The organism is Oleiphilus sp. HI0086, from assembly GCF_001635225.1.
Genome location: NZ_LWFZ01000448.1, coordinates 1 through 13,400, shown reverse-complemented (window position 1 = coordinate 13,400; position 13,400 = coordinate 1). Strand labels below are relative to the sequence as shown.

At 44.8% G+C, this 13,400-nt stretch carries 13 protein-coding genes; 4 read left to right on the top strand and 9 right to left on the bottom strand.

What is annotated here, in order from left to right; all coding sequences use genetic code 11:
* Nucleotides 1-1,744: ribonuclease E (rne, locus tag A3756_RS05570; protein WP_082865103.1), on the bottom strand; the 1,744-nt coding region annotated here is incomplete at its 3' end.
* A 951-nt stretch (nucleotides 1,745-2,695) separates the two neighbouring features.
* Between rne and rluC the strand changes: the two genes are divergently transcribed.
* From rluC to A3756_RS05555, 3 genes are read left to right on the top strand one after another with little or no spacing between them, the layout of a single operon-like run.
* Nucleotides 2,696-3,679: a 23S rRNA pseudouridine(955/2504/2580) synthase RluC gene (gene rluC, locus A3756_RS05565; RefSeq protein WP_068507957.1), complete on the top strand. Its 984-nt coding sequence runs from the start codon at nucleotides 2,696-2,698 to the stop codon at nucleotides 3,677-3,679.
* Between the two features lie 4 nt (nucleotides 3,680-3,683).
* Nucleotides 3,684-4,331 carry an HAD-IA family hydrolase gene (locus A3756_RS05560; protein ID WP_068507955.1) on the top strand — a complete coding sequence of 216 codons (648 nt, stop codon included), beginning with the start codon at nucleotides 3,684-3,686 and terminating at the stop codon, nucleotides 4,329-4,331.
* 13 nt (nucleotides 4,332-4,344) lie between these two features.
* Complete coding sequence (locus A3756_RS05555) at nucleotides 4,345-5,292, top strand: S49 family peptidase (protein WP_231872200.1); 948 nt, start codon at nucleotides 4,345-4,347, stop codon at nucleotides 5,290-5,292.
* 268 nt (nucleotides 5,293-5,560) lie between these two features.
* On the opposite strand, the gene fusA is transcribed toward A3756_RS05555, so the two are convergent.
* The 3 genes from fusA to A3756_RS05540 form a co-directional block, all read right to left on the bottom strand.
* Entirely contained in the window at nucleotides 5,561-7,645 is a 2,085-nt protein-coding gene (fusA, locus tag A3756_RS05550) for an elongation factor G (RefSeq protein ID WP_068553036.1), read from the bottom strand.
* 130 nt (nucleotides 7,646-7,775) lie between these two features.
* Entirely contained in the window at nucleotides 7,776-8,009 is a 234-nt protein-coding gene (locus A3756_RS05545) for a VF530 family DNA-binding protein (RefSeq protein ID WP_082865102.1), read from the bottom strand.
* Nucleotides 8,010-8,027: 18 nt separating this feature from the next.
* Nucleotides 8,028-8,870 (bottom strand): S1 RNA-binding domain-containing protein, encoded by an 843-nt coding sequence (locus A3756_RS05540; RefSeq protein WP_068507950.1) that lies wholly within the window; start codon nucleotides 8,868-8,870, stop codon nucleotides 8,028-8,030.
* A gap of 156 nt (nucleotides 8,871-9,026) precedes the next feature.
* On the opposite strand from A3756_RS05540, the gene A3756_RS05535 reads away from it, so the two are divergent.
* Complete coding sequence (locus tag A3756_RS05535; protein WP_068507947.1) at nucleotides 9,027-9,692, top strand: DsbA family protein; 666 nt, start codon at nucleotides 9,027-9,029, stop codon at nucleotides 9,690-9,692.
* On the opposite strand, the gene A3756_RS05530 is transcribed toward A3756_RS05535, so the two are convergent.
* The 5 genes from A3756_RS05530 to A3756_RS05510 all read right to left on the bottom strand — a co-directional run.
* The gene (locus A3756_RS05530) at nucleotides 9,689-10,351 is read right to left on the bottom strand and encodes a glutathione S-transferase family protein (protein ID WP_068507945.1); all 663 of its coding nucleotides are present in this window, start codon (nucleotides 10,349-10,351) and stop codon (nucleotides 9,689-9,691) included. The genes A3756_RS05535 and A3756_RS05530 overlap by 4 nt on opposite strands.
* 23 nt (nucleotides 10,352-10,374) lie before the next feature.
* Entirely contained in the window at nucleotides 10,375-10,725 is a 351-nt protein-coding gene (locus tag A3756_RS05525) for a translation initiation factor Sui1 (RefSeq protein ID WP_068507944.1), read from the bottom strand.
* A complete protein-coding gene (locus A3756_RS05520) occupies nucleotides 10,718-12,094 on the bottom strand; it encodes an MATE family efflux transporter (protein WP_082870300.1) in 1,377 nt (458 codons plus the stop codon). The genes A3756_RS05525 and A3756_RS05520 overlap by 8 nt, the downstream gene beginning before the upstream one ends.
* Nucleotides 12,095-12,203: 109 nt before the next feature.
* Nucleotides 12,204-13,025 carry a RodZ family helix-turn-helix domain-containing protein gene (locus A3756_RS05515; protein WP_068507942.1) on the bottom strand — a complete coding sequence of 274 codons (822 nt, stop codon included), beginning with the start codon at nucleotides 13,023-13,025 and terminating at the stop codon, nucleotides 12,204-12,206.
* Between the two features lie 52 nt (nucleotides 13,026-13,077).
* Nucleotides 13,078-13,400 (bottom strand): carboxy terminal-processing peptidase (locus tag A3756_RS05510; protein ID WP_197481195.1); only part of this gene is annotated, 323 nt, incomplete at its 5' end.

The window sequence follows — 13,400 nt, the reverse complement described above, 5'->3', positions numbered from 1 at the left end:
CATTAGCAACAGAGGAGGCTTTCTCTTCTGCGCTGAACATTGCCGATAGCTTGGATTTCAAACGCTTCATTAGGCCAGTTTCTTCGCTTTGCTCAGCTTGCTTTTGAGGTGCAGCTTCAGTTGCAGGCGCTGAAACTTGAGGTGCAGGGCTAGCATGTGAAATAGATTTAACCGCAGCTTCTTCGCGCACGACTTCTTTTGCTGCGGCTGTTGGAACTGCTTGTTCCTCTGGCTGTGTTGTTTCTATTTTGTAACTAGCTTGATCATCACTGGTTTCGTCTTCACGAAGTCTACGTAACTCATAGTGAGGCGTATCCATAGCCATGTCAGGAATGATGATAACGCGAACAGACTGCCTGCGTTCAATCTCCTGAATTTGTTGGCGCTTCTCGTTTAATAAGAAAGTAGCGACAGGAACCGGCAGGACTGCTTGGACCGAACCTGTTTTCTCTTTAGAGGCTTCTTCATACATTAGGCGCATGATTGACAGTGCTAAAGATTCAACGTCACGAATCGTACCTTGTCCGCTACAGCGAGGGCATACTGCTGCGCGGGTCTCACTTAGTGAAGGTCGTAAACGCTGTCGTGACATTTCAAGGAGCCCGAAACGAGATATCTTGCCAACCTGAACGCGTGCGCGGTCAAGTTCTAGGGCTTTACGCATGCGGTTTTCAACGTCACGTTGATTTTTTGCAGGGCCCATATCGATAAAGTCGATAACAACCAAACCACCCATATCTCGTAAACGAAGCTGGCGAGCAATTTCTTCTGCAGCTTCAAGGTTAGTTTGAAGTGCTGTCTCTTCAATGTCGCTGCCCTTAGTTGCACGAGCTGAGTTGATATCGATTGAAACAAGTGCTTCCGTTGGGTCGATAACAATTGAGCCGCCAGAAGGCAGTTTTACTTCGCGTTGGAACGCTGTCTCGATTTGAGCTTCGATCTGATAACGGCTGAATAATGGCGTTTCGTCTTGGTAGAGTTTGATCTTGCTTTCATAAGCAGGCATAACTGAACGAACGAAATTTAGAACATCTTCAAACACAAGCGGTGCGTCAACAAGTACTTCGCCAATGTCCTGGCGCAAGTAATCGCGAATAGCACGGATGATGACATTGCTTTCCTGGTATATGAGGAAAGGAGCGGGGCGGCTTTCAGAAGCGCTGGTAATTGATTCCCAAAATTGTAGAAGGTAATCAAGGTCCCATTGTAGCTCTTCTGTTGAACGACCTACGCCAGCAGTACGAACGATAACACCCATGTTGCGTGGCGTTTCAAGGCCGGACATGGCTTCTTTAAGTTGTGAGCGGTCGTCGCCTTCGATGCGGCGAGAAATGCCGCCAGCACGTGCGTTATTAGGCATAAGAACCAAGTAACGACCGGCAAGGCTGATAAAGGTCGTCAGTGCGGCGCCTTTGTTGCCACGCTCTTCTTTATCAACCTGAACTATAACTTCCTGACCTTCTCTTAAGGCTTGCTTGATATTGACCCGGCCTTTACCGGCAGCGGGGTCAAAATATTCTTTAGAGATTTCTTTTAAAGGGAGGAAACCGTGGCGCTCAGCACCAAAATCAACAAATGCAGCTTCAAGGCTGGGCTCGATACGAGTGATCTTACCTTTATAAATGTTTGCTTTTTTCTGTTCGCGAGAACTCGCTTCGATATCAAGATCGTAGAGTTTTTGGCCGTCTACAAGGGCAACACGTAACTCTTCACTTTGAGTTGCGTTTATAAGCATTCTTTTCATGAATGAAATCCAGTTTTGTGCTGGAAATCGCAGGAAGACAGCTTGGTTTAAAGTAAAATTACTCAGCTATAAATCAAGTTAGCGAGCTAACAAATTCCAATACATAGCAGCAACACCCAGTACCCGTGACAAATTCGCGGTGGGGAAGTGGCCACATATGGCGTTTGTTGGTTTTACTTCTATTTCCTAACTATTGTCTGGTCTTATTGCTTCCTTCAAATGATCTGGGCATATGTATTTATGCTCGCTCAAGTCCGGTGCTGCCTTTCAACGCTAAGAAGTAAGTGATAGTGCGTACTAACATTAATGGTCTGCGTTCAATCGCAAGACTTTGTTGTCTGCATCACTTACGGGCTATAAATTCTGTTTTCCTAATGCGATTCCACGCTTTAGTTTTATTTCCAGAGCTTAAATTGCTCTGGAATCCTAATTAATTTACGACATGACAGAGCTTTCTATACCGTGTCGTGTTGTCTGTACTTTCTACTTTTCACTCTGTTGGTGGAAAGGCTCGCTTTATGTATTCTTTTTCATTGCGTGCGTACAAAACTTTCAACGCCTATTTAGCTTGTGTCGCAAGCAAATAGCTGTCGGTTTTCTGTCTATATAATCTGTCGTCTTACTGCTCCGTGGGCTTTTAGCTATATAGTTGACTGAACTCAGCTGAATCTATATAGGGGAATGCGCCTTTCAATGTAACTTTTTTACGGGACCAGTGTGTTGAAGGTGGGCTGATGACAGTGGAAAAAACGGATGAACCAAGTTTGTATTCCTGAGATTTCTTGTCACTCACTCTATATTGTCTGTTACTGCTAATCGATCACAGCGAGCGGGCTCCTTACAACAACGCAGAAATATAGCAGTAATTACTTGTCGCAGCAAATATATCAAGTAATATGACTGATTTTTAAGGCGCATCCAAAGTTCAGGGTGATCTAAGTAGAGAATAGAATGAGTGAAAAACAAGCCGCTGAAGGTGGTGAAAAGCGCAAAACAAATGACAGGCCAGCTGTCCGCATCGTAACAGTAACGGCAAAGAATGAAGGGCAGCGAGTCGATAACTTTTTGCTTTCTCAGCTTAAGGGTGTGCCAAAGTCTAAAATATATAAAGTCATTCGAAAGGGTGAGGTGCGGATTAATAAGGGGCGCTGCAAGCCTGAAACCAAATTGGCGATTGATGACCTTGTTAGAATTCCACCGATTGTTGTTGCAAGTAGCTCTAAAGGCGCTATTAGGGTGAGTGACAATCTTCTTGAGTTTATTGCCTCAGCTATTATTTATGAAGATAAGCAGCTGCTAGTAATCAACAAGCCTTCCGGTTTAGCTGTGCATGGCGGAAGTGGCGTTAATTACGGCTTAATTGAGGCGCTACGCAAGCGTTACCCGGAAACCCAGTTTCTTGAGTTGGTGCACCGCTTGGATAGGGATACATCGGGTTGTATCTTGGTGGCTAAGTCGCGGCCTGCCTTGCGAGACTTGCATGCGCAGTTTCGTAATGATGAGGTTAACAAGATTTACCATATGGCCGTTTTCGGTAAGTGGCCAAAGCATAAAAAGCGCGTTGACGCGCCCCTTAAGAAGAATGAATTAAAATCTGGTGAACGCATTGTTGTTGTACACCAGGACGGGAAGCCAAGTCAGACCTTGTTCAAGATCTTATCTAGTGCTGAGAATTTTACCTTAGTCGAAGCTAAGCCGGTGACCGGGCGAACTCATCAGATTCGTGTTCATGCCGCATTTTCCGGGCATGCAATTGTGGGGGATGATAAGTATATCCCGCGCGATTTGGTGCAGTTTAGAGGAATGGAAAAAGCTCGATTGATGCTGCATGCAAAAGAGATTCACTTTACCTTGCCTGGCGGTAGGGCGATGAGTTTTGAGGCGCCCTACGACGAAGTATATGAAGCTAATTTGAAAAAGATGGGCTTGGTGTAGTGTTATGAAGTACCCTGTATATATATTTGATTGGGACGGGACTTTAGTCGACTCTGAGCAGCATATTGTTGCGAGTCTTGAGTATGCCGCTAATAAGCTCTCCTTGCCCGATCTCGGGCATGATGCCTATAAGAATATTATTGGTTTAGGGATGGTGGAGGCTTTGCAAAGCTTGTATCCAAGCCTGTCGGATAAGGATGTTGAAAATATGCGGCAATCTTATGCGGAGTTCTTTTTTCGCCGTGAGATGACGCAGGAAAATCTGTTTGACGGCGTTATTGAGACGCTTGAGGCGCTTAAGGCGGGTGGTCTTAGTTTGGCAGTTGCTACAGGTAAGAGTCGAAATGGCTTGAATCTCGCGTTAAAGGCGACCGGGCTTGGGCACTATTTTGATATTGAGCGCTGTGCGGACGAAACACGCTCAAAACCTCACCCAATGATGCTGGAAGAGATTTGTTCATACTATGGTGTGCCTGCGAAAGAGTGCGTGATGGTTGGCGACACGGAGTATGACTTGAAGATGGCTTCAAATTTCGGGATGGATGCAATCGGTGTGAGTTATGGGGTTCATGAAGTGAGTCGCTTGTCCGTACATGAGCCAAAAGCAATAATTGATCATTTTTCAGAGCTGATAAAGCTGAATGTAAGTTAGAGGGTAGTAAATTTTGGATTCAGAGAATAATACTAAAGAGTGGAAGTTGATTGAAAAGACTGTTTCTCAGTTAGGTGTTGAGCAGCGTAAGGCTCGTCGCTGGGGTGTGTTTTTTAAGCTGCTAACATTTGCTTATCTTTTTGTCTTATTGTTTATGATGAGCGAGGGTTTATCGCCGGATAAGATAAGTGATACTGAACAATATACCGCATTGGTTAATCTGGAAGGTGTGATTGCTTCAGGCGAAGAGGCGAATGCAGACTTTTTGGTGACGGGTTTGAGAGCAGCTTTTGAAGCTGAGGGAACTCAAGCTGTTGTCTTGCGCATTAATAGTCCTGGTGGCAGCCCGGTTCAATCAGGGTATGTTTATGATGAAATTAAACGACTTCGTGGCTTATACCCTGAAACGCCACTCTATGCAGTGATCAGCGATATTGGTGCTTCAGGTGCATATTACATTGCTGCGGCTGCGGATAAGATTTACGCTGATAAGGCAAGTTTGGTTGGTTCTATCGGTGTAGTGGCTTCAGGTTTTGGTTTTGTTGATACGATGAAGAAGCTTGGCGTCGAAAGACGTTTATATACAGCGGGAGCTCATAAGGGCTTTCTAGATCCTTTTAGCGATGAAAAGGGTGATGAGGTTGAGTTTTGGGAGTCGGTGCTGAATACCACGCATCAGCAGTTTATTGCTAAAGTGAAAGAAGGGCGTGGAGAGCGGTTGAAGGTTGATGAAGAGATCTTTAGTGGTCTGATCTGGAGTGGTGAGCAGGCCTTGGAAAAAGGTTTGGTTGATGGTTTGGGTAGTGCAGGTTATGTTGCAAGAGAAGTGGTTGGAGCTGAGGAAATTATTGATTTTACGCCGCAGCCAGACCCCTTTGAGCGCTTCACGAAAACGCTGGGTATTGCGGCAGGGAGTGCTGTAGGTAAACTTTTAACGACTAGCCCACTGACTATTCAGTAGTATGGTTTAGAATGACTAAAGGCGAGCATTAGCTCGCCTTTTTTTGTGCCTGGGAAATTCTAGCTATTCCAGAATAGTGTATTTCTTTCAGGTCGGGAAAGCTAAGTCGCTGGTCTATAACAGTATTGCTGCGTATAAATGAAGCTGAGTAGAGTTATGTACGTGGTTATCCCGGTGCCATTTTGATTTGGTCGTTGTAGGTTTGTAGCTAAATTGCAGGCATAAAAAAAGCGATCCGAAGATCGCTTTTTTGAAGGCTAGCTAAAGATTACTTAGCTGCTTTCTTTGCACGCTCTTCTTCCATTACTTTTTCAGCAACAGAGTTAGGGCATTGTGCGTAGTGATCAAATTCCATAGAGAACTGACCACGACCAGAGGTCATTGTACGTAGTGAGCCGATGTAACCAAACATTTCTGAAAGTGGTACATTTGCTTTGATGCGCACGCCAGAAGCGCCTGCATCCTGACCTTCGATCATGCCACGACGACGGTTCAAATCACCAATTACGTCACCAACGTGATCTTCAGGCGTAAATACGTCAACCTTCATGATTGGCTCAAGAAGCTTAGGTTGTGCCTTTGGAATTGACTGACGGAAAGCGCCTTTTGCAGCAATTTCAAATGCAACAGCAGAGGAGTCAACCGCGTGGAAACCACCGTCGAACAGCTCAACCTCAACATCTAGTACTGGGAAGCCAGCAAGAACACCGGTCTCCATCATGCTTTGGAAGCCTTTCTCGATAGCTGGGAAGAATTCCTTAGGTACGTTACCACCTACAACTGTAGATGAGAATGTGAAACCAGAATTCTGCTCACCTGGCTTGATACGGTAATCGATCTTACCGAACTGACCAGAACCACCAGACTGCTTCTTGTGCGTATATGAATCTTCAACTTCAGCCGTGATTGTTTCACGGTATGCAACCTGAGGTTCACCAACTTCTAGCTCAACGCCATAAGTACGGTTCAGGATGTCTACTTTGATGTCTAGGTGAAGCTCACCCATTCCGCGTAGAATTGTTTCACCTGAGTCTTCGTCAGTGTGAACCTGGAATGTTGGATCTTCTGCAACCATCTTACCGATCGCGATACCCATTTTCTCAGAACCGCCTTTGTCTTTAGGCTTAACAGCAATCGAGATTACTGGCTCAGGGAAGACCATCGCTTCAAGTGTACATTCGTGCTTGGGATCACAAAGTGTGTGACCTGTTTGAACGTTTTTCATGCCGACGATTGCAAGGATGTCACCAGCTTGAGCTGAATCTAGCTCGTTACGATCTTCAGCTTCCATCTCACACATACGGCCGATACGCTCAGTCTTACCTGTGAAGGAGTTAAGTACTGTGTCGCCTTTGTTCAGCTTACCTGAATAAACTCGGATAAAGGTAAGTGCGCCGAAACGGTCATCCATGATCTTAAATGCAAGTGCGCGGAATGGCTCGTCAACAGCAACTGTAGCAACTTCGCCAGTTGGCTCGCCCACTTCATCAGTCAATGGCTGAGGAATAACTTCTGTGGGTGAAGGCAAGTAGTCAACAACAGCATCAAGAATTAACTGGATACCTTTGTTCTTAAATGCAGAGCCACAGTAAGTAGGGAAGAATGTCAGGTCATTAGTACCTTTACGAATACAGGCTTTGATCTGTTCCGTAGTTGGCATTTCGCCTTCCATGTACGCCATCATGATGTCGTCATCAACCTCAACAGCTGTTTCAATCAACTGCTCGTGATACATGTCTACATCGTCAACCATATCGGCTGGAACGTCTTCTACTTTGAAGTTTTCAGGTAGGCCTGTGTCATCCCAAACATAAGCTTTCTTAGAAAGAATATCGACAACACCAACAAAGTCATCTTCGGTTCCGATTGGAAGAGTCATAACTAGCGGCTTAGCGCCTAGTACGTTCTCTACCTGGTCAACAACTTTCAAGAAGTCAGCACCTAGACGGTCAAGCTTGTTTACGAAGATGATACGAGCAACGCCAGACTCATCTGCATAACGCCAGTTTGTTTCTGATTGAGGTTCAACACCACCAGAACCACAGAATACACCGATACCACCATCAAGAACTTTCAAAGAACGATATACTTCTACTGTGAAGTCAACGTGTCCAGGAGTATCTATGATGTTCATGCGGTGATCATCCCAGAAGGTTGTGATCGCTGCAGACTGGATAGTAATACCACGCTCAGCTTCCTGCTCCATAAAGTCAGTTGTAGATTCACCATCGTGAACCTCACCAGTCTTATGGATCTTACCAGTTAGCTTTAGAATACGTTCTGTAGTGGTTGTTTTACCAGCATCAACGTGAGCGAAGATGCCTATATTTCTGTATTTGGATAGATCTGTCATTATTCTACTCAATAAGTTCAGGGCGGAAAAAAATTTGCGGTAGTATACAGGATTTTTTTCGAAAGTTTGAAAAAAAACGTAACATTTTATGCCTGGGCAAAAAATAGTCGTATTTAATTTATTTAGGCAGCTATTTTTTCTGCCATGGGCTGTTACATAAGTCGATATAAAGCGCTTCAACTTTGCTACGAGCCCAAGGGGTTTTTCTTAGGAATTTTAAGCTGGACTTAATGCTCGGGTCGTATTGAAAGCAACGAACAGGAATTCTATTGCCTAGTTCTTCCCAGCCGAAATGAGATTCAAGCTTTATAAGAATCTTTTCTAAAGTCATTCCATGAAGAGGGTCGTGGGACTGGTCATGCACCTTGTGTGTCTCGCTATATTATTCGCCGGTTTTAATCAGGTAGATACCATCACTCTCTATACGGATCTGCCGTTGTTTATAAAGTGTGCCTATTGCGGTCTTGAATGCTTTTTTACTGATTGAAAATGCATCGTATATTTCCTCTGGCTTACTCTTGTCAGAAAGAGGCAGGTAGCCTTCACTTTTTTCTAACCTGTCGAGCACTCTCTCGGCTAAATTTTCTATTTTCTTAAATCCGGGAGCATGAAGCGACAGGTCTACTTTACCGTCATTTCTAACTTGCTTGATAAAGCCTTTAACTTTTTGGCCAATCTTGAGGGGGCGGACGACATCACTAAAAAATAAAAGGCCCCAATATTGGTTGTCAATAACGGCACTGTAGCCTAAGTCCGTTGTAGCAGAGATTGCTAAGTCTACTTTTTGGCCTTGTTTATAATCGTTAGGGAGGCGACCAATATACTTGTTGAGTTTTGTTGACGCGGCAATGCGGTGAGTTTCTTCATCAGTGTATATGTATACAAGGTAAGACTTTCCAACTTCCATTGTCATATGTTGTTGGTTATAAGGTACCAGCAAATCCTTTGGTAGCCCCCAGTCTAAAAAAGCGCCGATATTATTTACATCCGTTACTTCTAAAAACGCGACTTCGCCCACTTGCGCCCGTGGTGTTTGGGTCGTGGCGATAAAGCGATCTTTGGAGTCAAGGTAGACGAAAACATTAAGCGGATCACCAACTTCACAATCTTCAGGCACATAGCGTTTTGGCAGAAGTATTTCACCAAGCCAGCCGCCTTGTAGGTAGGCGCCCTGAGGCTCGAATTTGATAACTTCTAATAAATTATTGCGACCGATTTTTGCCAAAGTATACGTACCTGTTCAGACAGATTTGAGGGAGTAATTTTCGCAGAGTGTACATCTCTTTTACGTCAATCACTAGGTATATTCCTAAAACTATATTAGTATTGTCTAATATAGTTAAGGTTTAATTGATGATGTGAGCTAAAAGAGGAAGGTTAAGTGAACAATAACGAGCCCTTGGTAATCGATTACTTTAGTGATGTTCTGTGTATCTGGGCGTGGATTGCCCAAAGACGAATTGAGGAAATGAAAGAAGAGTGGGGGGAGCAGGTTTTGCTGCGCCGACACTATATTAACCTCTTCGGCGATACGAAAACGCGAATGGCAAAACAATGGGGGGAGCGCGGTGGCTACGAAGGCTTCGGTCGTCATGTGCAAGATGCTGCGGCTCCTTATGATAATGCGCCGGTTAACCCGGAAATCTGGAAGACTGTGCGGCCAAAATCCTCTTTGAATGCGCACTTAGTCCTCAAGGCTTGTGAGCTAGCGTATAGCCCTCAGCGCTCTGCTGATTTAATGCTGTTAGTGCAAAAAAGTTTTTTTGTCGATAATCTGGATGTGGGCTTGCTTGATAATGTGCTCTTGCTGGCTAAGCAAAGTGGTATGGATAGCGATGCATTAAAAACCTTGATTGATGAAGGTGATGCGGCAGCACTATTGATGAGCGACTATCAGAAAGCAGCAGAACTGAATATTAAAGGCAGTCCTTCATGGATTATGAATAATGGTCGACAAGAACTCTTTGGAAACGTTGGTTACCGAATATTACGAGCCAATATTAAAGAGGTCTTGTCGAAACCGGGCTATGAAGCGAGCTGGTGCTAGTCTACGTCGGTGCCGGCTTCATCTTCTCCGATCACTTCTTTTTCTTTTAGGGCTGCTTCGTACCAATGCTTCATTGAAGGTAGGGTAAGCAAGCGGTCGATATAAGCTCTGCTGGTATCCGATACTTCAATTTGATAAGTCGCAAAACGGGAAGCAACCGGAGCAAACATGCAGTCGGCAATGGAGAACTCTCCAAACAACCAATCGCCATCATGGCGGTTGAGCGCATCTTGCCACATGCCGTCGATGCGTTGAATATCCTTAATGCAGTCCTCATGGAGGTTGACTTTACGAGTAGCCCGGCAGTTCATAGGCAGGGCGCTTCTTAAGGCTGGAAAACCTGAGTGCATTTCAGCGCAGTAGGCTCGGGCAGTGGCTCTGTCACTTGGGTCTTCAGGCCAGCCTTTACCTTTAAGATATTGCTCGGAAACATACTCACAAATTGCCAATGAGTCCCAGACTGTAAGGTCCTTACCTTCCTTGTCATCAATCAGTACAGGAACTTTGAAGGTGGGGGAGTAATCCGCGAGGCGCTGATGGGTATTTTCTTCAAAAAGGAATACTTTAATTTCGTCGAACGGGATGTCAAAGTGAGTCAGTAATAGCCAGGGCCGAAGTGACCATGATGAATAATTCTGATTACCAATAACTAGTTCCATATCTGTCTTCCTATTTTTAGTGTTTATCCGCCTGAACGTTTTACTTTGTAGCCTTGCTCAGTAAGAATCTTCAATAGCAGTTCACGGTGATCGCCTTGGATTTCGATATTTCCATCCTTCACTGCACCACCGACACCACATTTCTTTTTGAGCTCTTTGGCGAGACCTTTTAGCTCGTTGTTTTTTAGCAGTATTCCACTTAAGACGGTCACACCTTTGCCTTTTCGGCCTTTCGTGTCGAGGCTTACACGTACGATGCCGTCTCCCTCTGGAGTTTGGTCTGCAGAGCAAGTGCATTCGTCAATGGCTTGTTCACACTCTGGACAAGTTCGCCCTGTTTCGGTGGAGTAGACAAGTCGATTGTTTCTAGGCATTGCTTTTGCTCTCTTTGAGTTCCATATGTGAAGAATGTTTTAAATTACTTTTATTGAGGTGGCGCACCCAATACAGTGCACCCGTGCCAACTATTATATTAGCAAGGCTTGTGGCCAGATATATACCCGCGAGATCAAAAAAATTACCAAGCGCTAATGCCAAGGGAATAAAAATTACGATTAAGCGTAGAAGTGACATGACCAAAGAGGGCATTGGTCTGCCGATACCGTTAGCTGCTGACGAGCTCAGCATAATGATGCCAAGAAATAGATAGCTGATAGGCACTAAGTATAAGTAGAGGGTGGAGGACTCAATAACTGATTCGTCTGCCGAAAACAACCCGGTTAGAGGCTTGGCAAATAGCCATAAACAAACGCTTGCCCCCAGTCCCCAAAGTGCAACGAACTTGAAGCTCATCTTAAGTGCTTCGAAAACCCGGTCATGTTTTTCTGCGCCCCAATTTTGGCCAACAAAAGGGCCCATAATGGAGGTTAGCCCCATAATTACGACAAGAAAGATTGCTTCAATACGTGACGCAACACCAAAACCGGCAACAGACTCGGGGCTGAATCGGGCTACAAGCCAGGTTGTTATCGCGATTGAAAGTGGTGCAATTAGATTTGTTCCTACAGCGGGAACAGCTATTTTGAGGATTGCCTGCCAGCTTTGTAATACCCGGCCATAGCAGCTCTTAAGGCTCAAGAAGTCGAACTTCTTTATCAATACATACAAACCAATTACCAGGGCAATCGAATACGCACAAACGGTTGATATGGCAGCGCCAGCTAGCCCAAGTTTAGGGAAACCAAGCAAGCCGAAAATTAGAATGGGGTCTAATATCATATTCACTATTGCAACGCTTATCATAACCATGCTGGGTAGTTTTGTATTGCCGGCAGCGCGAATAGCCGAATTACCGACCATCGGTATAACCACTACAAAGCTGGCTAGAAACCAAATATCCATAAACTCATGTATGAGCTCAAACAAGTCCTGCGGTGCGCCAAGTAGGGTGAAGATCGGATCCATAAAATGGTAGCCAAGTACGGCAAAGCAGATGGCTACGATCAGGGCGATTAATATCGCTTGTGTGCAGTATGCTTGCACTAAGGTATGTTGTTGAGCCCCAATTGCACGAGCGATAACGGAAGAAGTTCCAATGCCAATGCCAAATGCCAGACTTAATAGGATAGAGATAATTGGAATGGTAAAACTCATTGCGGTGAGTTCGCGAGTGCCGAGTTGTCCGACATAATAGGTGTCTACAATGTTCATCGACATGATGGCCAAGATGCCGCCAATCATAGGAACCGTCATTTTGTAGAGCTGCTGGCTGATATTGCCTTCGGTAAGGTTGCGTTTTCTCAAAATATTAACGAATAGTTATACTTCAGTGTCGTAGGCTAGAGGATGAATAGAATCTTTAGGGGACTATATCACGAACTTCGATGAAAAGAGTGCTTAAAGGGAGGGGAGATCAGGGCGCGTCTTTTTGCTGTTCATTGGGTTTGCCCTCAGCTGGCGTTTCATCGGAGTTTTGTTTTGCATCACTATCATCGCTTGGTGCTTGCGTTTTGTGCTTATGTACCTGGCTCATTTTGGATCTGAGCACTTCCATCTGTTCCTCTTGAGTCTCAATCATTTCTTGTAAAGCATCTTCCTGCTCAGCGATAAAGTGAAGAGACATATTGAATGCTTGTTTAGTAAACTCAAGAACGCGTTCGTAGCCTTCATCCGATAGCTGTCTCGCTTGGTCTTGAGAACGGTAAATATTGATGAACTGTCGCTCTCTTTCATAATGAAGAGGAAGGCGTCCGGCACCCCAGTCATTCAAGATTTTCCATGTGTCTGGTGCGTAGGTTCTACTGTATTTGAGAATGAAAGGAATAGGGTCGTTTCTGGCAAGAAGGGCGGCCAGGCGGAGTATTAGTTCGAAAGAGAGAGTGGCTGTGCCATTCTCTACAGCTTCGATAACGGACTTATCTTTCAGGTTTACAGCTTCGCTAAGCTCACTAACTGTCAGGCCGGCAACCTCGCGAAGGTCTTTAAGGGACTGACCGGCAGATACCATAAGTTTTAATTGGTCCTGCGACTGAATGATGGCCTTGCCGACTTTATAGGACGTGCCGCCAGTTTTCTTAGCGAACTTGAAGGCGCTCGTGGTTGCACCTGAAACACGCCCTAAAAAGTTACTGATAGACTCTTCAGACACCCAAGGTTCAGTTTTTTCACTCTTGGAGCGAGAGTTTGCAGACTTTTTTTCATCTGACTTGGGCTTTTCAGAGTTTTTCTCGCTCATATGTCGTGCCACGCTATATCAGTGTCGAGTGTTACCGAATCAAGCTCTATTGCTAAAGAGCATTGGCTAAGGCATTCGCGCTAACTTGCTGTAAAGAAATAAAGTCTAATAAGACTTCAGCACTTTCCTCAACGATAAAGTCTGGTTCTTGTGCTTTGTCTGTTTCAATAGGCTTTTCATCTTCGCTGTCACGCCAGGCCTGAAGAGATTCAAATTCTGGCTTTTGTTCAAGTCGGCGGCGCTTGTTAAGTAAGTCCAAGCGTGCCTTGTCGAAGGCTTCGTCTTCGGTTTTTCGTTTTTGTTCGTTAATCGTTACTTTTTCTATACCGCGCTGAGATTCTAGTAATTCTATTTCTTCTAACAAAAGTACGTATT